The following is an 18,691-nucleotide window of genomic DNA, read 5'->3' as shown; positions in this document are numbered from 1 at the left end:
CAAGCGCAGCGCTCCCGCGCACCGATGCAACGCATGGCAGATCAAGTGGCTGGTTATTTTGTGATGGCAGTCGTCGTCATCGCCATCATCACGTTTTTTGTTTGGGGTACTTTTGGGCCGCAACCGAGCTGGGTATATGGCTTGATTAACGCCGTAGCTGTACTGATCATCGCCTGCCCATGTGCCCTGGGCTTGGCCACGCCCATGTCCATTATGGTGGCAACCGGCCGTGGCGCCACCCAGGGCGTGCTGTTTCGCGATGCAGCAGCCATCGAGAACCTACGTAAAGTCGATGTCCTTATCGTCGATAAGACCGGCACCTTGACGGAAGGCCGCCCTGCGTTCGAGCAGGCCATTCCGGCAGGCGACACAGAGGCTGCCGAAGTGCTGCGTCTGGCGGCTAGCCTTGATCAGGGCAGTGAACATCCGCTAGCAGACGCCATTGTTAGCGCAGCGCGTGAGCAAGGCTTAAGCCTCAGTGCCGTCAACGAGTTCGAATCGGGTAGCGGTATTGGGGTGCGGGGCCAGGTCGACGGTAAGCACCTCGCCCTCGGCAACACCGCTCTCATGGACCAAGAAAACGTTAACGTTACGATCATGGCCAGTACCGCCGAATCGTTGCGCACCAAGGGTGCAAGCGTCATGTATTTGTCAACAGACGGTCAATTAATAGGCTTGCTGGCCGTCTCTGATCCAATCAAGAAAAGCACACCGGAAGCCGTGAAGGGTCTCAAGGCGGCTGGGATCCGCGTCATCATGGCAACAGGCGACGGCATTTCGACGGCTAAAGCTGTGGCACAGCAATTAGGAATTGACGAGGTTCACGGTGAAGTGAAGCCGGCCGACAAGCTGGATTTGGTCAGCAAACTTCAAGCAGAAGGCCGAGTTGTTGCGATGGCCGGCGACGGCATTAATGACGCACCTGCCTTAGCCAAAGCGGATGTCGGGATTGCGATGGGTACCGGAACCGACGTGGCGATGAACAGCGCGCAGGTCACGCTGGTCAAGGGAGACTTGCGCGGCATCTCGATTGCGCGCCACCTCTCGGACAAAACAGTCGCCAATATGAAGCAGAATCTGGGCTTCGCATTCGTTTACAACGCTCTTGGGGTGCCCTTGGCCGCTGGGGTCTTGTACCCGTTTGTCGGGCTGTTGCTTTCACCCATGTTCGCGGCACTGGCGATGAGTCTGAGTTCAGCATCGGTCGTTTTCAATGCCCTTAGGCTTCGAAAGTCTACCTGAAGTGCAACGCGTCGCGTGAGTCGGTGGCACTTGAACTTAGCAAGTAGCCAAAGCTGACGTGTTTGGGGAAATAGCAAATCTTTACGTAAAACAGGAGATCAGCCATGCGCCAATACCTTCGGTTTGCCGCCATGATCGCTACTTCAACGATCGTGATGTTCGGCCTTATGTATCTAAATACGTATGAGCTGGCCGACGTCTTTTTCAGTGAAACCCGCGTGTATATGGCATTCATGATGGGCGCCGCGATGGCAATCATCATGCTGGCCTTCATGGTCCATATGCACCGAAGTCGTCGCGTGAACAGTGCGATTTTTGTCGCCAGCGCGATAGTATTTGCGCTTGCTCTCTGGCTTGTGCGAAGTCAGTCAACCATTGAGGATGTTTCCTGGATGAAGGCGATGATTCCGCATCACTCCATCGCGATCTTGACCAGCGAACGGGCGACCCTCTCTGATCCTCGCGTTCGTGAACTGGCCGGTCAAATCATCGAGTCACAGCGCAGGGAAATCGAAGAAATGAAAGCGCTTATCAAGGATCTCGAGAAATAAATCCGCATCTGAGCCGCAAGTGAGCCTGAACGAAGTCACAGGAAAGGTTCTAAGCAACAATACTCATTGACTGCCTGGGTAACTGCACAGGATTGAATGCCGGAAACTCTGCATCAGCCGACGATGCGCTGACCCAGGTCTCCAGCGTCGTGCTGGCCTCAAGCGCTCTGGCAAACGCATTGGCGACTGTGATCACCCACTGCTCATCAATGCAAAGCGAAGTACGCAGGGTGCCGAAGGTAAATGGCTTGCTCAAGCGATCGCTCCATCGTTTCCAAGGACGATGCGGGAGGCAGTCTTCGGTTAGCGCCGGCATTTGGTAGCCGACGCCCCATGAACGGCTCGCAGCGCATCCAAAGCCATCGAAATAGCTTTCTTGACAGCTCTTTGGTTCGAACTCAGATCTCGTTATTGAGGCGAGGATGGCACTTCAAGTTTATCGGCATACTTAATCATGATGTCGCCCATGGCACGCATCATCTCGCCATGCATCTGCATCATCACTTTGCTATTGGCGCCGCTGGCGGCACCCATCATAGGGCAACTGCCCATCATCCCCATCATGCCGCCGCCCATCATGCCGTGATCTTTCATCCTACCTGGCTTCATCTGGCCCATCTGGGTCGCGTCATCATTATGCATCATGCCTGGTTCAGCTTTCATGCCCGTGGATGTGCCATCGCCGCTGGGAGTCGCTGCTGCTCCTGCACCGCTTACGCCCAACAAGAGCGCCGTAACGGGCGCAATAAATAGTGCTTTCATATTCATTTTGATCTCCTAAATTCAGAAAATTGACTTTTCACGAACCGGCTTGAACTTGTGGCGCAAGAGAGATGTAGGTGTGGAGGTGTAGTGTCTTCCAGCGTCAGAGCAGCAAATGCGTACCAATCGTGGCGTACCCGGCTATATCGTTGCTCGTCTGTAGATTTTAGTCCTTAGAAAATGGTTTACCGTTAAAGTCCACCGTAACCAGATTGCCGTCCAGTTGCCCCATGCCCGGCGCATTCAACGGCATGCCAGGCGCCGACACGCCCTTCACCGACGAGTCAGCGAGCAACTTGTTGACTGCATTGGCGGGCACATGCCCTTCTATGATCTGGCCGGTGGCGTGTACCACGCCTGTATGGCACGATCCAAGCTTTGGTGGCACACCGAGTTTTTGCTTGACTGAAACCATGTCGGCTGTCTTGATCGTCGTAACGTCAAAGCCAGCATCCCGCATATGCTCGACCCATCCGGTGCAGCAGCCGCAATTGGGGTCCTGATATACGGTAATGGCCGTGCCGGCAGCCTGTGCAAAGGATGACGCGACAGATAAGGCAGCCGCTGTTAGCCATAGTTTCATGAAACCTGCTCCAGCAAAAATGTAGATCTTGAATGATTCATAGTATAGATAAAGACCACAACCAAGCAGCTTAGTTCTGCTGTTGCAAAGTAACTTCCTTCTGTGCCTCTAGAACTTTAGGGGGCCAAGTGCTCTTGATATAAGTCAGTACCGCAATGATCTCTTGGTCGCTGAGGATGTCGCGATACGCGGGCATGTCGCTCACATAGCCTGGAGGTGCTGTCTTCCCAGGGACCAGACCGTTTCTCACCATATCGACCAGCATCGCATCGGGATGGTGCCAGGTATGGCCGCTCTTGTCATGCGGCGGTGCAGGCAGCCTGCCATTGGACATGCGTTCACGCCAGTTCGGCTGGCCTTGCAGGGACTCGCCATGGCAGGCTGCGCAGTTGTTCGCATAGATCGCCTTGCCCTGCATCACAAGGGATTGGTCCGCAGGGTCGATGAATGCCGGGCCAGATGGCCGAATCGTGCTGTATAGGACGGCGGCGGCACCGATTATGACGACGCCAACCACTCCAAAGACCAATTTTCTCCGTGTCATTTGAATGCGCTAGATCAGCTGACTTTTACCTTGCCAACCATTCCAGCTTCCATGTGACCCGGAATCAAGCAAGCGAAATCGACAGTGCCCGCCTGGTCGAACTGCCACACCAAGCCGCCAATCTTACCCGGGCCCAATGTAATCATATTCGGTTCCGAATGCTGCATCCCCGGCATCTTCTGCATCTCGGCCGCATGGGCCTTCAAAGCGGCAATGGACCCGATCACCATTTCATGAGGGATTTTCCCCGTATTCTTGATAAAGAAACGAACTGTCTCGCCAGCGCGGACCTGGATGTCACCAGGCGTAAACCGCATGGTGTCGTCCATCGTCAGTTCAATCGTGCGCGTAACTTTAGCCGGATCGCCCGGCTGACCAGTTGGCGAAGGTGCATTCGACATGGTAGACATATCGTGACCGGGCACGCCATGCGCCGGTGCACCATGCCCCCCGCCATGGTTGCCGGCAGCCAATGCGAGGCTTGGAAGTACGCTCAAAGCCAGAATGGACAGTGTCTTTTTCATATAAATGCTCTCTTGAGATTTGCTTTAACAGGTTGCCTTTTCAAGCCGCCCATGTGGAAAGGTGAAAGACGACTTCAGAAGCGAAAGCTCAGACCGGCCACAAAGCGGGTTTCCTGCCTGGAGTCGCCCGCTGCTCGTGCGTAATCCGCCGTTTTTCCAAACTTGCTGGACCATTCGACGCCCACGTACGGAACGAACTGACGCGTGACTTCGTACTTGAGGCGCAAGCCCGCCGTGCCGTCTGTCAAGCCGCTACCAATGCCCCAGCGTTCATCGTTCTTTCCATAGAAATTCACTTCGACGCTGGGTTGGAGGTATAGCTTCTGAGTCAACAGGATGTCGTACTCGGCCTTCAGCTCCAAAGCGGTGCGGCCGCTCGAGCCAACATAGGCTGTGGCATCGACTTCAAACCAGTAAGGCGCTAACCCTTTAAAGCCAAATGCCAACCATTCCCGGTTCGGCACGCCTTGGCCATGATCGAAACGAAAACCCAGTTCCGTATCCCAAAACGTAGAAACTGCATGGCGCCACAGAAGTTGTGTCTCAGACTCTTGCAGCTTACCGCCCGCCACTTCGCCTTCGGCCTTGATCACGGCGCGGTTGTAAGTGCTGCCGTACCAGGCCTCGCCTTCATAGGCCACCCATTCCTCGCCGCGCGCCCTGACGTATTCCAACCGGTCAAAATTGACGGAGCCGAAGTTGTGCATGTCGGACATGACTAGCGCATCTGACGGCGGCAACGCATATTTTCCGGCATTGCGGACGTAGCCATCGGAGTACGCGTCCGGATCACGGGCATCCGGCGGCGGCGATCCGCCTTGCATTTGCATATCGCCGTGATCCATTTCGCCACCGCTATGGTCCATGGCACCCATATCGTGTGCGGAGGTTGGCGCATTGGAGCCGGACTGACCGTGCGACATTCCCGGCATGGCGGAAGTGTTTTTGATCGAGTCAGGCTGCTTCATGGGCATTTTCATGTCGCCATGACCCATACCGGGCATGTCCATCGAACCGTGATCCTTATCGGACATGTTCATAGAGCCATGATCCATGCCCGAAGCCGTCGCGGGCGTGCTTGTTGCGGGCAGCGCCGCAGTATGACCGGCATGGCCGGCATGCGTCTGCGCATAGGCAAGCACGGGCATCACTCCCACTGTAGCGATGGTCGCCGCAAGAAACTTCTTCTTCAATTGATTGTTCATGACCAGGATGCCTAACGTGTCGTTCATTGTCTTCATGCCACCACCACTTCGCGAAACATCCCTGCATCCATATGCAACATCAGATGGCAATGCCACGCCCAGCGTCCGAGCGCATCGGCGGTCACAAGAAAGCTGATACGCTGAGCAGGCTGCACGGGTATCGTGTGGCGTCGCGCCTGAAATTGGCCGTCTGGCGTTTCCAGCTCACTCCACATCCCGTGCAGATGCATGGGGTGCGTCATCATGGTGTCGTTGTGCAAGATGACTCTGACCCGTTCGCCATAACGGAAATGAACCGGGGTTGATTTTCCGAACTCGACGCCGTCGAACGACCAGGTATAGCGCTCCATATTGCCGGTCAAATGGAGCTCGATTTCACGCTCTGCGCCGCGCGGGTCCATTGGCCCGCCCACGGTGTGCAAATCGGACAGCGTTAGCACGCGCCGGCCGTTATTACGCAGCCCAATGCCGGGATCGTCCAGGTTGGTGCGCGGCATATCGACCCGCATATCGATGCTGGGCCCATACTCGGTCCTGGCATGGCGCACCTGAGGGCTGGCGCCGGCCGCAGACATCGCGCCGTGGTCCATGCCTGACATGCCTGCGTGATTCATACCTTGCATGCTGCCGTGATTCATCCCAGCCATATTTCCGTGGCCCATTCCGGTCATGCCTCCATGGCTCATGCCACCGGACGATTGGCTGGCTGCGCCATGATTCATTCCTGCCATGCCCCCGCCCATAGCGCCCATCATGTCCGCCATGGTCAACCATTCCACGGGGTCAAGCGCCGGTACTGGCGCTTCGAGACCAGCATGCGTGGCTAGCGTACCGCGCGCATATCCCGTGCGGTCCATTGCTTGCGCATAAACGGTGTAAGCGTCGTCCTTCGGTTGTACCAATACATCGTAGGTTTCCCCGGGCCCGAATCGGAACTCGTCCACCGTAACGGGCTCCACATTGACCCCGTCGGCTTGAACGACGGTCAACTGAAGGCCCGGGATGCGTACATCGTAGAAAGTATTAGCCGCGCCGTTGATAAAGCGCAGCCGCACCCGCTCTCCAGGTCGAAATAGCCCCGTCCAGTTGCCCGCTGGCGTCGTACCATTCATCAGGTAGGTCAGCACGTTCGCGGACAGATCGGCCAAATCCGTGGGGCTCATGCGCATCTCGTTCCACATCTTGCGCTTGTCGATAGCGGCTTTCAGGCCCATCTGGGAAGCATCCTGAAAGAAATCGACGGCCGTGGGCTGGTTGTAGTTGTAGTAGTCGCCCTGCATCTTGAGCTTGGCCAGGACCCGCATCGGATCCTCGTCGGTCCAGTCAGAGAGTTGGACGACGTACTCGCGATCGGCCCGTATGGGGTCAGCTTGCGCCGGGTCGATAATGATCGCCCCATAGACCCCGGTGGCCTCCTGCATGCCCGAGTGCGAGTGATACCAATACGTGCCGCTTTGCTGCACTTTGAACCGATACGTGAACGTTTCGCCGGGCGGGATCCCCGTAAAGCTAATTCCGGGCACTCCGTCCATCTGAAACGGCAGGATGATGCCGTGCCAATGGATTGACGTGGTTTCGTTCAGGCGGTTCTTGACGCGAATGGTGACGGTATCGCCTTCGCGCCAACGCAACGTGGGCGCCGGTAGCGAGCCATTGACCGTCGTCGCCATACGAGGCTTACCAGTGAAATTCACAGGTGATTCACCGATCTCCAGGTTGAACTCGGTCCCAGTCAGTACAGCGGCTGAACCAGTACTCGTTCCGCCCGATTGCATTCCAGCGGCACGGGCAAATGGCGACAGGCCCAGCAACACGCCTCCGGCCACAAGGCCTTGCACAAAACGGCGGCGAGGTATGGCCGGGAAGGGAACGGCTAACGTAGTTGAGCGTTTCACGCGGGGAGAATCCTGTAGTAAGTCGTTATTAGAAACGGCGTCTGCCAGTTCAATTGAAGCGACAGGGCGTCATTCCTTAACTTTAATCAAGTAGAGCTGTCGCACTAATGACGGCTCCATTACTTTTTTGTAATCCATGAACCGGATCGCACCCCGGGGCCATTAGAGAGGTATTGCGGAATCCAATGAACGCAAAAATTTCTTCGGCGCCTGAAACCCGATGACTTGGTAATCGATCTCCATACCCTGTCTGTCGAAAAAGACGATGCCTGGGGGGCCGAACAACTCAAAACGTTTGAGCAGTGCCTGATGGTCTGCGTTGTTTGCCGTCACATCGGCCTTAAGCAGCACAACGTCTTTGAGACGCTTTCTTACCTGAGCGTCTGTAAACGTGAAACGCTCCATTTCCTTGCATGAGATGCACCAATCTGCCCAGAAATCGAGCATGACGTAGCGGCCTTCGGCCGCTTGGACTTCGGACTCGAGGTCAGCAAGGCTCATAACTTTTTTAAACTGCAGCTCGGGCGAGCCGATATTCTGCGCGGCTGCAGCACCTGGACCTCTTAAACCGTCCAGGGGCTGCAGGACATCGCGGCCGCCTGAGAGCATGCCGATGAGCAACGCAAGGCCCGAAACGAGTGCAATGACCCCAACCCCTTTGCCCAAACGCACAAAGCCAGGCGAGCCGTCAGGCAGGGGATCCAATGCCCTCAGGTACATCGCGGAAATAATGAGCAAGACCGCCCATAAGCTCATATGGACGACAGCAGGTATGACCGGGGAAATCAGGTAGATGGCCACAGCCAGCATCGTGACGCCAAAAAAGTGCTGCACGAACTTCATCCACGGACCAGCTTTTGGCAACAGTGCGCCCGCTGTGGTGCCAAAAATCAGAAGCGGGACTCCCATCCCTATGGCGAGCGAGAAAAGCGCCAAGCCACCCAGCACAACATCTTCTGTCTGCCCAATGTAAAGCAGTGCCCCAGCCAGCGGTGCCGCAACGCATGGCCCGACAATGACGGCGGACAACACACCCATAACCGATACGCTCAAGACCCTTCCGCCGGCAGACCGGTTTGCGGCGCCCGCTAGGCGGGTCTGAATGGAAGCGGGTATCTGCAGCTGATAAAAGCCGAACATGGAAAGCGCAAGCAGCACGAAGACGGCGGCAAAACTGCCCAGCACCCACGGGTTTTGCAGGTAGGCCGAGAGCATTGTGCCCGCTAATCCTGCGGCCACACCGGCGAGCGCATAGGTAATGGCCATGGCCATCACATAAACCAAAGAAAGGCCAAACGCATGACGACGGCTTATCGAGCGCCCTTGCCCAATAATCATTCCCGACAGAATTGGAATCATGGGAAGCATGCAGGGCGTAAACGCCAGAACCAAGCCAAAACCAAAGAAGGCGGCAACGAGCGCCCACGCATTGTCTTCGGCGAACAGATCTCGAACGAGGTTCGTCTCCGACACCGGGGCCTCGGCTACCCTCTGGACGCCGCTGCTACGCGCTTGCGCTGGCATGGGGCTCTCATCGCCAGAACCGGAACTTGCACCAGCTGCCGCGACAAGTGGTACGGACAGCGTCTTCTTTATCGGTGGATAGCAGACACCGGTAGGATCGTTACAGCCTTGATAGGACGCTTGCAGAATCAGCGTCTCGGAAAGGGATCCAGACAGGCGATTCAACGTAATTGGGACCTGGACGGCCCCGTAGTACACCTGGACCTGACCGAAGGTGGGATCATCCTTGACCTTACCTTCAGGCAGCACGACGTTCTTGATCGCTGCGCCGGACGACTCCTGAAGATCAAACGCGATCCTGTCCCGATAAAGATAATAGCCCTCTGCTGCAGTGAGCATCGCGACCAGCGTATCGGCGTCGCGGGCCCTCACCGAGACTTTGAACGCTTCGTCTGGCGGCAAGAGCTCTTGGTTAGCACCCTCATCACCAAACCAATCACGCAAAGAATCGAAGAGGCCCTGAGTCGAGGAGGCAGAGTCTGAGGCCGTAATACTCGTGGAGCTGGCCGGTGTTGCAGAGAATTCCGCTGGACTAATACCAGGTAGCCACGCCAGTGACAGTACGAGCAGGGCTGTCATCAAACGGATCGATTTCACTTCAACTACTCATCATCCAAAACATCATAATGCCCATGAAAACGAAGGCGAAAATGGTGACCAAGCTAATTGCCGCTAGTACTAGGAGGACTATTCGCGTGAGTCTGGTCCCCATGGTCCGCTCAAGCATCAAGGCGCTTTACTACGGTTCAGCGGACGCGGGTGCCCGCCGGCATTAGTCCCTTCCGGTAGTGGTGCTTGAGTGGGTCTACCGTTCTTTGAACCGTTATCGCTGTGACACGACTGCATGCCTTTCATCATGAAAAACATCATCAGCGGACAGATCAAAAAGAATAAGAATGGGCTCACCGCAGCAATCCACTCCCGCGCGTCAGGCAAGGCCGCGTACGCCACTGCAATCAGCACGGCCAGTCCGAGGCCGCCTTTCAACATCGCTTTCATATCGCATTTCATTGTGGGCTCTCCTTGTACTTGCGTCGCTGGAGCTCAATCTAGCGACGAGCCCACTGTAACGGTCCGTCGCTGTCAGAAAGATGGCGTGGGCATTACATCTTTGTCATCTTTGGAGAAGAGCTCAGGGAAGCAATAATTTTGTTGCTATATGTACAAAGCACTCGCATTGCTTTAATTGCGCCGCCCCGCGCGGGGCAAAGCATTTTCTATTTACAACGGGCCGCAAAAACCACGGTATCTGTTGACATTGCCACTATGGGAATGTTTAACCTACAGTTATTCGGTTTGATGAGTAACGAAGAGAGGAAAAAATGATTCAGTTTGAAGTAAACGATATGACCTGTGGACACTGCGTGGGGGCTGTCACTGCGGCTGTCAAAGACGTCGCTCCCGAGGCTACCATTTCGATTGACTTGGCCGAACACGCCGTACGCGTGGAAGGGGCTCGTGATGCAGGCGTAGTAGAACAAGCTATTCGCGAGGCGGGTTACAGTCCGTCGCGTAAAGTTTAAAAAGGCCAAAGGGCAGTGATGCGCCCTAGCCTCAATCTTTGGTTTGCCCGCACCACTCATGAGGGCACGGGTTCTGCTTGGTAGGCCGCTCAGGCCATCTGCGCCATCCGCCTGCACTCTTCAGCACATCTGCGGCAAGCCTCGGCGCAGCGCTGGCAGTGATCCATTTGGTGTTTGGCGCATTCGTCTCCGCAAGCTTGGCAGACATCCGCGCACAGACGGCAAAGCGCTTGGGCGAATTCACTTCCCCTAGCCATATAACTGGCCGCCATGCGGCAAATTTGTGCGCAATCCATGTCCAGCTTTATGCAGCGCGCCATGCTTTTAACGTCCTGTTCTCCCAGGCATGAAACGGCGCAGTGGTCGCACTCCGTAGCGCAGGCATAACAAGCGTCTATGCATGATTGAAACTTTTCATGAGGCATATCGATCTCCAACGAGGTTGAGGTGTGATCATCATGTGGCCACCGTCATGCGGTGCCACTTCCCTCATGCAGCAACTTGGATGCCGTACGGGCAGTAATTTGCCTATAAATGCTGGCATTTCCGTTCAAACTCAGCTCGGTGCGTGATGGCTTCTGCCGTGTCATTACAATTTTGTAATCCTCACGTCATGTTGCCGTCAGCGCCATCGCACTAAAGTCCTACTATGGACGGCAGCACGCTCTTCTTTTGTCGTGATAGCCGATGGACCTATAGGATCGAACCCATGAAATTGCTGTTGGTCGAAGACGAGACCAAAACCGGTGATTATGTACGCCAAGGACTAGTGGAGTCCGGCTTCGTTGTGGACCTCGTGCGCACTGGCTTAGACGGGCATCATTTGGCCCTGACTGGTTCTTACGATTTGATTATCTTGGACGTCATGCTGCCCGATGTGGACGGTTGGCGTATCGTCCAGGCGCTACGTGATGCGAAATCGTCAACGCCGGTACTTTTTCTGACTGCCCGGGATAGCGTGGAAGATCGGGTCAAAGGGCTAGAGCTGGGCGCAGACGATTACTTAGTAAAACCGTTCGCTTTTTCAGAGCTCCTAGCGCGCGTTCGTACGTTATTAAGGCGAGGCGCCACTTCTACTTTCCAGGATCAGTTACAGATCGCCGATCTCGTTCTCGATATTCCGCGCCGCCGAGCTCAGCGCCAAAACGTGCGTATTAATCTTACGAACAAAGAGTTTGCCTTGTTGGAGCTCTTGGTACGCCGGCAAGGCGAAGTGCTGCCTCGCTCGTTGATCGCTTCCCAGGTTTGGGACATGAACTTTGACAGCGACACCAATGTCATTGATGTCGCGATCCGACGCCTACGCGCCAAAATCGATGACGATTTTGATCCTAAGCTTATCCACACGGTACGCGGCATGGGTTACATGCTCGACGTGACGCTCCCGGCATAGTTGATGAAAAGACGGCCGGCATCCCTAGCTGTACGGCTTACCGTTTCTATTGGGGCGGTCATAACAGTCGTCCTACTCACATTCGGCTGGATCGTAGAGCGGTCAATCAACAACCACTTTATCCAGCAAGATGTTGATGAACTGAATGCCGTCGTTCAGGCCTTAAAGCACACGCTAGCCACGCTGCCGCCTGATATAGCACCTGCTGAATTGAATCAGCGGTTTGCCAATGCCGTGTCCGGCCACCATAACGCTCAATATCGTATCTCCTCGGACTCCGGTGCCCTGATCTATGCTACGCCGGGATCAAATTTGGACAGGTTTGCTCAAATCGCTCAGCCTGTAGAGAAAATCACTATCGACACGGTTGGCATATGGCAAGACCACGGCGAGACATTTCGAGGAGCTGTACTACGCAGCGGGAGCGACAGTTTCCCTGCACCGCGCACCTTAACCATCGCAGTCGCCACGGGCATCAATTTCCATCTGCATTACCTGGACAGCTTTCGGGACTACCTTCGAATCATCACGGTTGCGGCCTGTCTCATTGCGATTTTGGCCACGTGGCTCGCGGTGCATCAAGGCCATGCACCGATACGGCGCATCAGCCGCGAAATCCGAAAAATCAGGTCTGATCAGCTGCATATACGACTCGAACCACAAGCCGTGCCTACTGAACTGGTCGAGCTCACAATGTCTTTCAACGGAATGCTTGAGCGGCTTGAGGATGTCTTCCGCCGTCTCTCCGATTTTTCAGGCGACATTGCGCATGAGCTCCGAACCCCTATCACGAATCTGAAAACCCAAACTGAAGTCGCACTTTCTCAGTCCCGCAGCGTCGAACAGTACCGGGAGATTCTGTACTCGAACTTAGAAGAGTACGAGCGCATGGCCAAAATGGTCAGCGATATGCTGTTTCTCGCTAAGGCCGACAACAATTTACTTAAGCCTGAGCTCGTTGAGATTGACCTCGAAGCCGAGATCAAGGTGCTATTTGATTACTTTAGTGCCTGGGCCGAAGAACGCGAAGTGCAATTGCACGCTGTAGGCGGCGCAGTGCTCGTCCGTGGGGACAGGCTCATGATACGCCGAGCGCTAAGTAACCTACTGTCGAACGCCATTCGCTACACGCCGCGTGGACGCAGCGTTACGGCATCGCTCAATCTCGACGCCGACAAGGCAAGCGTCTGTATCGCGAACCCAGGGCCGATCATAACTCCGGAGCACCTCACCCATATTTTCGAACGGTTCTACAGGCCGGATTCATCGCGCCATCGCAGTAGTGAAGGCTCGGGGCTCGGCTTAGCTATCGTGAAAACAATTGTGGAGGCCCATGGAGGTCGAGTCAGCGCCAGCTCGACGGCCGACGCAACCCGATTCGAAGTAGTGTTTCCAGCGGCGCAACATTCGGTACGCTAGCAGCACTCCTAAGCCCCTATGGCTCGTATCGCATCGTGCCGAAGGCGAGTCTATCCCCGCTCCAGAACGGCGGTCGAAATCAGAAAGCTGATACTCAACATTTCCATCTGCGTTCAGCTGATTGGCCACAAGCTCGGCACGGCGCGCTGCATGCTGACGACTGGTAGTGCGGTCTCCCGTAACGAAAGGCCGTTGTCTTTACAATCTTTGCCTCTCATGCTGTGCCGTTAGCTGTCACAATGACCCAAGGCGGAGTCAGCCATATGATTAATCGCGCAATTTTATTAGTTATGTATTTTACCGGGAGTCATATATTGATTCACCCTCATGTCATAATGTATCAAACTACTGGAAAAACTACCTGACCCTCCACATCATGAGCATCGGCGAGCGCCTACGTATCGCACGTACGAAACGAGGCCTAACCCAAGAAGCGTTGGCCGGCCTGGTTCAGGCTCCCCTGACCCAGGGTGCCATCGCACATATAGAAAGCGGCCGAAGCGAGTCCTCACGCCACATAGTATGGATCGCTGCAGCCCTTCGAGTCCGCGCCGAGTGGCTCGTTACCGGACAAGGGGAAATGTTCGAGGATGAGTGGCCATGGCCCGGAATATCTCGGGACTCCGTATCAAAGCTGCCAACGCTGGTCTTGGAAGACATTGGCGATTACATCGAGATGAAACTCGCCAAGCATAGCAGGGACAGCGGCGACGGCAAAACAGAATTGGGCAGCTAGACAGCTGCTGAAACGAGTTGCCGTATCCCCCCATCGCTTCTAGACGGTCGCTGAAAAGCTACACAAAGCCTGCGCACTGCCTTCAACCTACAACGGGTCAGAGCGATTCGATTTGATTCATTCCGAATCACATGAAGCGTCCTCCCTACAAATTTATATGACCCATATGACTCATTAATATTAGTTTTGTATTGACTCTTCTAAATAGATACGTAATGATTACACCAAGCCTGCTCTTTAACAACGCAACACCGATGAATACCGCGCCCTGCCCCACGACGGGCGGTGCGAGTGCGCGGCTACCCGAGTCGTCAGCATCCTGCGGGGCGACAGGCACCTGGGTAGGAGCAAAACAGGTGAAAAATCATCACTCCCCCGGGCCGGTAGAGACTGGCGCAGACTGGGGGAACTGGTGACGATCCGTACCCACGGACGCCGGCACTGCCACCAAAGGCAGGCCACCCTCGACGGATGGCGCGTAATTCGTTGATGACAGCGGCAAAGACCGCAGTTCTCAGCATCCCGCCGAACCGCGACAGCGGGCCAGCGGCGGGCTCCGCCGAGAATGATCGAAGCACGCGGCCCCCATCGCGGCATCTTGGAGGGCCGTCCACGAAGGCGCCAGTCGCGCCTGCTTTGGAAAGCATCTTGAACCCCATTCTCCCAGGGTGCTTCCCAAGGTCTAACGGAGGAAGAAATGAAGGAACAGCAGGTCCAGTCACAAATTTTTGGCCACCCGTCAACCAGATACCATACCCAGCAACCGCCCGATCAAGCGCTTCTTTACCGGATTCACACAGCCGAAGCCAAGCTTGGGGTATCCCGATCAACTATCTATCGGCTGGTCAACGAAGGCGAGCTGGTACTGATCAAGATAGGCAAACGGTCCAGCGGCATCACAGCAGCCAGCCTGCACGCACTCATCGAGCGCAACAAGGCACTTGTCAGTTAAGCCATCGCGCCATTTATTTTGTGGAGGCCGTCCGAAAAACGCCTACAAATTTCGGACGAACTTGCTTTTTGTCCGAAAAAAAGCTACAAATATCGGACAGAGGTGCCACCATGAACGATCTCAAGACTCAGATCATGGCCCACATCGATGCAGCAGCGCCTGACCAGGTATGGGTGCCAGCCGACTTTTCCCAACTTGGCGGCAGAGATGCCGTAGACAAGGCGCTTCAACGCCTAGTCACGGCGGCTCAATTGCGCCGTATCGACCGTGGGCTGTACGACCGACCCCGAGTAAACGGCTTGACCAAACAGGCAACACCCCCAGATTACCGCGCCGTCGTGGATGCCATCGCACGGCGCGACCAACTGCGTCTGCTTGTCGATGGGATGACCGCCGCCAACGACCTGGGCCTGACGGATGCCGTACCGGCGAACGTCATCATCCACACCGATGCACGCCGACGCACCATTCAACTCGACAATCTGACTATCACGTTCAAGCTCACGGCACCAAGCCGCCTGTATTGGGCCGGCCGGCCCGCCATGCGTGTCGTCCAGGCACTGTACTGGCTCAAGGACTCCCTGCCCGCAGACAAGCCTCGCATCGTCAAGCGGCTGTCCAAGCTGCTGGACAACTCAGAGCAAGGCGCAGCCATATGCCAAGACTTGCTGGCAGGCTTCAACGCGTTGCCAGCATGGATGCAGGCCATCGTGCGCGAACTGCCCGGCTGTGCTGTACCAGCCGTCGAAGCTTCTACGGCGCTGCCCGGCACCACCGACCGCCGGGTGCACACCGACACTTTTGCATGAATCCGAATTTCAATACCATCATCCAGGCCGCCGACGATGAGCGGCGCGGCCTGTTCCTGACGGCTGCTGCTCGCTTAGGCACGGCGGTCCAGAATGTCGAAAAGGACTTCTGGGTATGCTGGACTCTGGACGCCCTGTTCAACGGCCTGCCGTCAGACGGCCCTCGCCTGCTGTTCAAAGGCGGCACATCATTGTCCAAAGCATACGGCTTGATTTCCAGGTTCTCTGAGGACATCGACATCACCGTATTCCGCGAAGACATCGGCGAACCCGCTGAGGCTGCGGAGTTGGATGCCCTGAGCGGCAAGCAACGGCGCATCCGTCTGAATCGCATCCGCACTGCCTGCCAGCACTATATTGCTGATGATATGACAACGCGGCTCCATGCAATCGCGGCGAGGGCCATATCTACCGACCGCTTCCGCGTGGAACTGGATCCGGACGACCCCGACCAGCAGACTTTGCTGTTCTGGTATCCCACCGTGACGGCCACCCCCGGCGACTACATTCGTTCCGCCGTGAAGATCGAGGCTGGGGCAAAATCGGCCTTGGATCCGCATGAAGCGGTCGTAGTGTCTCCCTATGTTGCCGACGATCTACCCGATCTGGGCATGGCAGTGCACAATGTGACGACCGTCAAGCCCGAACGCACCTTCTGGGACAAGATCATCATTTTGCATGGCCTGCGCCAATGGCATGACCGCAGAGGACTATTGCGCCAAGGCGGCCAACGTGTGTCCCGGCACTATTACGATGTACACCGACTCCTTCAGCGTCCCGACGCCGACGCATGGATGGCAGATCGCCACCTGGCACAGGACTGCGCGCAACACGCCCGGCTGTTCTTCGGCGGCGCGGACCTGCGACTGGACATGGCAGCACATGGCTCCTTTACCCTCGCGCCGTCGGACGCCATGCACGAGGCACTAACCCGAGACTACGAAGCGATGAGCGGCATGATCTTCGGACCGCTTCCTGCTATAGGCGACGTGCTTCAAGTCGTCGCTGACCTGGAACAACGCTTGAATTCGAACCTCCCGTGAGCGGACTGCGAGAGAGTGACATAAACTGCACTTCACACAGGTACTGCTGACCAACGAGCATATTGGAATCGAACCACGGGCCACTTTCGTTGTTTTTTCGCACCTGTACCCCAGCTTGTACCCCGACCTTCCCGCCCAAGTCGGGAAAGCGCACAGACAGTGGCTTGTCCCGTGTCTATTCGATTCCGCCCCAGGCCACCAAGAATTCAAACAAAAAGCCCAGTCAAACGACTGGGCTTTTTGTTTTTCCGAGGCCCGCCCTGAAGGCCCTACCCTTTAAATAAGGGGTGGCACTCACCAGACACAGTGGATCACACCTTCAGTGATGCCCTTAGACCTGGTGAGGTGCCAAGCAGCCCTTCACTCGACCTGATGAACGCGATTGCGGCCATCCGCCTTGGCACGATACAAGGCCGCATCAGCTAGAGCCAGGGCTTCGTAAAGATCATTGCCATGTTCTGGGTAACAGGCCACCCCCAAAGACACGGTCACACTCCCAACTGTCTCAAATACCGTCTGCGCTACCGCACGGCGTAAACGCTCTGCAAATTGGCCCGCCGCCTCAAAACCTGTCTCTGGCAACACAACCACAAACTCTTCGCCTCCCAGGCGAGCCACGACGTCTTCCCGACGCGCTTGGGTCATAATCAACTCTGCAATCGCTTTAAGCACCTCGTCCCCAAGCGCATGGCCAAACCGATCATTGACCGCTTTGAAATGATCAACATCAATCATCACCACCGCTACGGACTGCTCGGCATCTGTCATTTCTTCCAAAGCGGCATCCAGACCGCGCCGATTCATCGTCCCAGTCAAGGGATCTGTTGCCCCCTGCTGGTACAGTTTGCGAATTCGACTGCCTATCGCAGAAAAGCTTTGCATCAAGCCCTGCCGAATCAGGGCAGCCTCAACATACCAACCCTTAACAAAGCGAATGCGTCGAAAATCAGCGTGATTATCCAGATTGGCCGCCGCAGTGGCCAACTGGCGCAATGGGCTGGCAATAAGCCCAGATAAATACCAAATTGCCAGCAGACTCAATGCAAATACTGGCAAAGCAAGCAAGAGCGTGCGCAACAACAGCTCACTCGTATTCGCGAACACACGCTCTGTGGGACGCTGTGCAATGACGAGCCAACCAGCGGCCGGAATCGCTGCCACACTGACCAGCTCCTGATCCGGATTGATCTCATCAGGCTCGGGCAATGACTGTCTGCCGGTGATCTGTGGCTGCTCGGTCACTGTCGCCACGTCCTGGGCCGTAGTTCCTATCTGACTTTGCTCCGGATGATAAATAATCGTCTGCGAGCCATCAACGATGCGAAAGTAAGTTCCTTCCTCATAGCTCAATTTATCAAGCGACTCTTGCAATGCACTGCGGCTTTGCAAGTACATACCCCCACCAATAAACCCCGCGTAGGCTCCATCAGGTGCGAAAACCGGAGTAGCAACCATCGTCATCCACCGCCCTTCCCCTCCCTGAAATGCGCTTGCAACCATTGGCTCTGGCACGGCCTTGCCCTGGAACAGTTCCGGCCACAAGGGCAATGCCACATTCCGAAATACAGCGCCTGGGCTGGCGGCCAGCACTGAGCCTGACACATCAACCAAGACAAGCGCATCGAACGCCTTGGTGACCTCCATCACTTGCTTGAACTCTTCCCGTATAACGGCTGCATCGAGTTGTCCTGCCGTGATATCCAAAGCAGCGCTTTTCAGTACCGCAGCCGATGAGCGAAGAAAATCATCACTGGCGTGCGCCAGCCTTTCCGCATAAGCCTGATTGACTCGTACACTTTGCTCGAGCAATAGCCCCTGCTGCACCCGATAAGCGGCATGCAAACTGCTAAACAAAACCAAAAAAACGAAAGACAGGCACAACCACAAGATCAGACTTCGCAAATTAACCGACCTGCGTAGTGTGAACATTCGTCTAAAGCGCGGGATTTTTATCATTGAGAATAGCGGCAGGGCGGTGGTGGATAT

Annotated in this window: 20 protein-coding genes; 9 read left to right on the top strand and 11 right to left on the bottom strand. The window is 55.8% G+C overall.

Annotated features, from left to right (window positions below; translation table 11 throughout):
- Together AB7E06_RS08880 and AB7E06_RS08875 are read left to right on the top strand one after the other, a co-directional pair.
- A partial coding sequence (locus tag AB7E06_RS08880) for a heavy metal translocating P-type ATPase (protein ID WP_427956416.1) occupies nucleotides 1–1,242 on the top strand: 1,242 nt, incomplete at its 5' end.
- A 104-nt stretch (nucleotides 1,243–1,346) separates the two neighbouring features.
- The gene (locus AB7E06_RS08875) at nucleotides 1,347–1,793 is read left to right on the top strand and encodes a DUF305 domain-containing protein (RefSeq protein ID WP_123661215.1); all 447 of its coding nucleotides are present in this window, start codon (nucleotides 1,347–1,349) and stop codon (nucleotides 1,791–1,793) included.
- Between the two features lie 49 nt (nucleotides 1,794–1,842).
- Here AB7E06_RS08875 and AB7E06_RS08870 read toward each other — a convergent pair whose 3' ends face one another.
- The 9 genes from AB7E06_RS08870 to AB7E06_RS08830 all read right to left on the bottom strand — a co-directional run bounded on the left by AB7E06_RS08870 (nucleotide 1,843) and on the right by AB7E06_RS08830 (nucleotide 9,841).
- Nucleotides 1,843–2,049 carry a hypothetical protein gene (locus AB7E06_RS08870; RefSeq protein ID WP_123661216.1) on the bottom strand — a complete coding sequence of 69 codons (207 nt, stop codon included), beginning with the start codon at nucleotides 2,047–2,049 and terminating at the stop codon, nucleotides 1,843–1,845.
- A 152-nt stretch (nucleotides 2,050–2,201) separates the two neighbouring features.
- Nucleotides 2,202–2,561 (bottom strand): hypothetical protein, encoded by a 360-nt coding sequence (locus AB7E06_RS08865; RefSeq protein ID WP_123661217.1) that lies wholly within the window; start codon nucleotides 2,559–2,561, stop codon nucleotides 2,202–2,204.
- 160 nt (nucleotides 2,562–2,721) lie between these two features.
- Complete coding sequence (locus AB7E06_RS08860) at nucleotides 2,722–3,138, bottom strand: DUF411 domain-containing protein (RefSeq protein WP_123661218.1); 417 nt, start codon at nucleotides 3,136–3,138, stop codon at nucleotides 2,722–2,724.
- 70 nt (nucleotides 3,139–3,208) lie between these two features.
- Entirely contained in the window at nucleotides 3,209–3,682 is a 474-nt protein-coding gene (locus AB7E06_RS08855; RefSeq protein ID WP_427956411.1) for a c-type cytochrome, read from the bottom strand.
- A 14-nt stretch (nucleotides 3,683–3,696) separates the two neighbouring features.
- The gene (locus AB7E06_RS08850) at nucleotides 3,697–4,206 is read right to left on the bottom strand and encodes a cupredoxin domain-containing protein (RefSeq protein ID WP_427956408.1); all 510 of its coding nucleotides are present in this window, start codon (nucleotides 4,204–4,206) and stop codon (nucleotides 3,697–3,699) included.
- Between the two features lie 74 nt (nucleotides 4,207–4,280).
- A complete protein-coding gene (locus AB7E06_RS08845; RefSeq protein ID WP_427956426.1) occupies nucleotides 4,281–5,438 on the bottom strand; it encodes a copper resistance protein B in 1,158 nt (385 codons plus the stop codon).
- Nucleotides 5,439–5,443: 5 nt separating this feature from the next.
- Nucleotides 5,444–7,306 carry a copper resistance system multicopper oxidase gene (locus tag AB7E06_RS08840; RefSeq protein ID WP_427956406.1) on the bottom strand — a complete coding sequence of 621 codons (1,863 nt, stop codon included), beginning with the start codon at nucleotides 7,304–7,306 and terminating at the stop codon, nucleotides 5,444–5,446.
- Between the two features lie 162 nt (nucleotides 7,307–7,468).
- Entirely contained in the window at nucleotides 7,469–9,427 is a 1,959-nt protein-coding gene (gene dsbD / locus AB7E06_RS08835) for a protein-disulfide reductase DsbD (RefSeq protein ID WP_427956403.1), read from the bottom strand.
- Between the two features lie 129 nt (nucleotides 9,428–9,556).
- A complete protein-coding gene (locus tag AB7E06_RS08830; protein WP_427956400.1) occupies nucleotides 9,557–9,841 on the bottom strand; it encodes a DUF2933 domain-containing protein in 285 nt (94 codons plus the stop codon).
- Nucleotides 9,842–10,152: 311 nt separating this feature from the next.
- Here AB7E06_RS08830 and AB7E06_RS08825 point away from each other — a divergent pair, with 311 nt between their 5' ends.
- Nucleotides 10,153–10,353 carry a heavy-metal-associated domain-containing protein gene (locus tag AB7E06_RS08825; protein WP_427956397.1) on the top strand — a complete coding sequence of 67 codons (201 nt, stop codon included), beginning with the start codon at nucleotides 10,153–10,155 and terminating at the stop codon, nucleotides 10,351–10,353.
- Between the two features lie 89 nt (nucleotides 10,354–10,442).
- On the opposite strand, the gene AB7E06_RS08820 is transcribed toward AB7E06_RS08825, so the two are convergent.
- Nucleotides 10,443–10,778 carry a four-helix bundle copper-binding protein gene (locus AB7E06_RS08820; RefSeq protein WP_427956395.1) on the bottom strand — a complete coding sequence of 112 codons (336 nt, stop codon included), beginning with the start codon at nucleotides 10,776–10,778 and terminating at the stop codon, nucleotides 10,443–10,445.
- A gap of 284 nt (nucleotides 10,779–11,062) precedes the next feature.
- Between AB7E06_RS08820 and AB7E06_RS08815 the strand changes: the two genes are divergently transcribed.
- From AB7E06_RS08815 to AB7E06_RS08790, 6 genes are all read left to right on the top strand, one after another.
- Complete coding sequence (locus tag AB7E06_RS08815; RefSeq protein ID WP_427956392.1) at nucleotides 11,063–11,746, top strand: heavy metal response regulator transcription factor; 684 nt, start codon at nucleotides 11,063–11,065, stop codon at nucleotides 11,744–11,746.
- Between the two features lie 3 nt (nucleotides 11,747–11,749).
- Entirely contained in the window at nucleotides 11,750–13,165 is a 1,416-nt protein-coding gene (locus AB7E06_RS08810; RefSeq protein WP_427956390.1) for a Cu(+)/Ag(+) sensor histidine kinase, read from the top strand.
- A gap of 376 nt (nucleotides 13,166–13,541) precedes the next feature.
- Nucleotides 13,542–13,901 (top strand): helix-turn-helix domain-containing protein, encoded by a 360-nt coding sequence (locus tag AB7E06_RS08805; RefSeq protein ID WP_427956387.1) that lies wholly within the window; start codon nucleotides 13,542–13,544, stop codon nucleotides 13,899–13,901.
- 697 nt (nucleotides 13,902–14,598) lie between these two features.
- Complete coding sequence (locus tag AB7E06_RS08800) at nucleotides 14,599–14,853, top strand: helix-turn-helix transcriptional regulator (RefSeq protein WP_427956384.1); 255 nt, start codon at nucleotides 14,599–14,601, stop codon at nucleotides 14,851–14,853.
- Nucleotides 14,854–14,963: 110 nt separating this feature from the next.
- The gene (locus tag AB7E06_RS08795; protein WP_427956381.1) at nucleotides 14,964–15,662 is read left to right on the top strand and encodes a DUF6088 family protein; all 699 of its coding nucleotides are present in this window, start codon (nucleotides 14,964–14,966) and stop codon (nucleotides 15,660–15,662) included.
- Nucleotides 15,659–16,705: a nucleotidyl transferase AbiEii/AbiGii toxin family protein gene (locus tag AB7E06_RS08790; protein WP_427956378.1), complete on the top strand. Its 1,047-nt coding sequence runs from the start codon at nucleotides 15,659–15,661 to the stop codon at nucleotides 16,703–16,705. Before AB7E06_RS08795 ends, AB7E06_RS08790 begins: the two co-directional genes overlap by 4 nt.
- Nucleotides 16,706–17,065: 360 nt before the next feature.
- Here the strand turns inward: AB7E06_RS08790 and AB7E06_RS08785 are convergent, their stop codons facing one another.
- Nucleotides 17,066–18,514: a sensor domain-containing diguanylate cyclase gene (locus AB7E06_RS08785; RefSeq protein ID WP_427956375.1), complete on the bottom strand. Its 1,449-nt coding sequence runs from the start codon at nucleotides 18,512–18,514 to the stop codon at nucleotides 17,066–17,068.
- Nucleotides 18,515–18,691 lie beyond the last annotated feature (177 nt).

The sequence above is a fragment of the Alcaligenes sp. genome (assembly GCF_050255915.1).
In the GTDB taxonomy this organism is placed as follows: Bacteria; Pseudomonadota; Gammaproteobacteria; order Burkholderiales; family Burkholderiaceae_B; genus Alcaligenes; species Alcaligenes aquatilis.
This window is presented reverse-complemented; position numbering and strand designations above follow the sequence as displayed.

Bases quoted from the DNA above. Each gene is read 5' to 3' on its own strand.
- AB7E06_RS08875 (WP_123661215.1), top strand. From the start codon at position 1,347: ATGCGCCAATACCTTCGGTTTGCCGCCATGATCGCTACTTCAACGATC.
- AB7E06_RS08865 (WP_123661217.1), bottom strand. From the start codon at position 2,561: ATGAATATGAAAGCACTATTTATTGCGCCCGTTACGGCGCTCTTGTTG.
- AB7E06_RS08860 (WP_123661218.1), bottom strand. From the start codon at position 3,138: ATGAAACTATGGCTAACAGCGGCTGCCTTATCTGTCGCGTCATCCTTT.
- AB7E06_RS08855 (WP_427956411.1), bottom strand. From the start codon at position 3,682: ATGACACGGAGAAAATTGGTCTTTGGAGTGGTTGGCGTCGTCATAATC.
- AB7E06_RS08850 (WP_427956408.1), bottom strand. From the start codon at position 4,206: ATGAAAAAGACACTGTCCATTCTGGCTTTGAGCGTACTTCCAAGCCTC.
- AB7E06_RS08845 (WP_427956426.1), bottom strand. From the start codon at position 5,438: ATGAACGACACGTTAGGCATCCTGGTCATGAACAATCAATTGAAGAAG.
- AB7E06_RS08830 (WP_427956400.1), bottom strand. From the start codon at position 9,841: ATGAAATGCGATATGAAAGCGATGTTGAAAGGCGGCCTCGGACTGGCC.
- AB7E06_RS08825 (WP_427956397.1), top strand. From the start codon at position 10,153: ATGATTCAGTTTGAAGTAAACGATATGACCTGTGGACACTGCGTGGGG.
- AB7E06_RS08820 (WP_427956395.1), bottom strand. From the start codon at position 10,778: ATGCCTCATGAAAAGTTTCAATCATGCATAGACGCTTGTTATGCCTGC.
- AB7E06_RS08815 (WP_427956392.1), top strand. From the start codon at position 11,063: ATGAAATTGCTGTTGGTCGAAGACGAGACCAAAACCGGTGATTATGTA.
- AB7E06_RS08810 (WP_427956390.1), top strand. From the start codon at position 11,750: ATGAAAAGACGGCCGGCATCCCTAGCTGTACGGCTTACCGTTTCTATT.
- AB7E06_RS08805 (WP_427956387.1), top strand. From the start codon at position 13,542: ATGAGCATCGGCGAGCGCCTACGTATCGCACGTACGAAACGAGGCCTA.
- AB7E06_RS08800 (WP_427956384.1), top strand. From the start codon at position 14,599: ATGAAGGAACAGCAGGTCCAGTCACAAATTTTTGGCCACCCGTCAACC.
- AB7E06_RS08795 (WP_427956381.1), top strand. From the start codon at position 14,964: ATGAACGATCTCAAGACTCAGATCATGGCCCACATCGATGCAGCAGCG.
- AB7E06_RS08790 (WP_427956378.1), top strand. From the start codon at position 15,659: ATGAATCCGAATTTCAATACCATCATCCAGGCCGCCGACGATGAGCGG.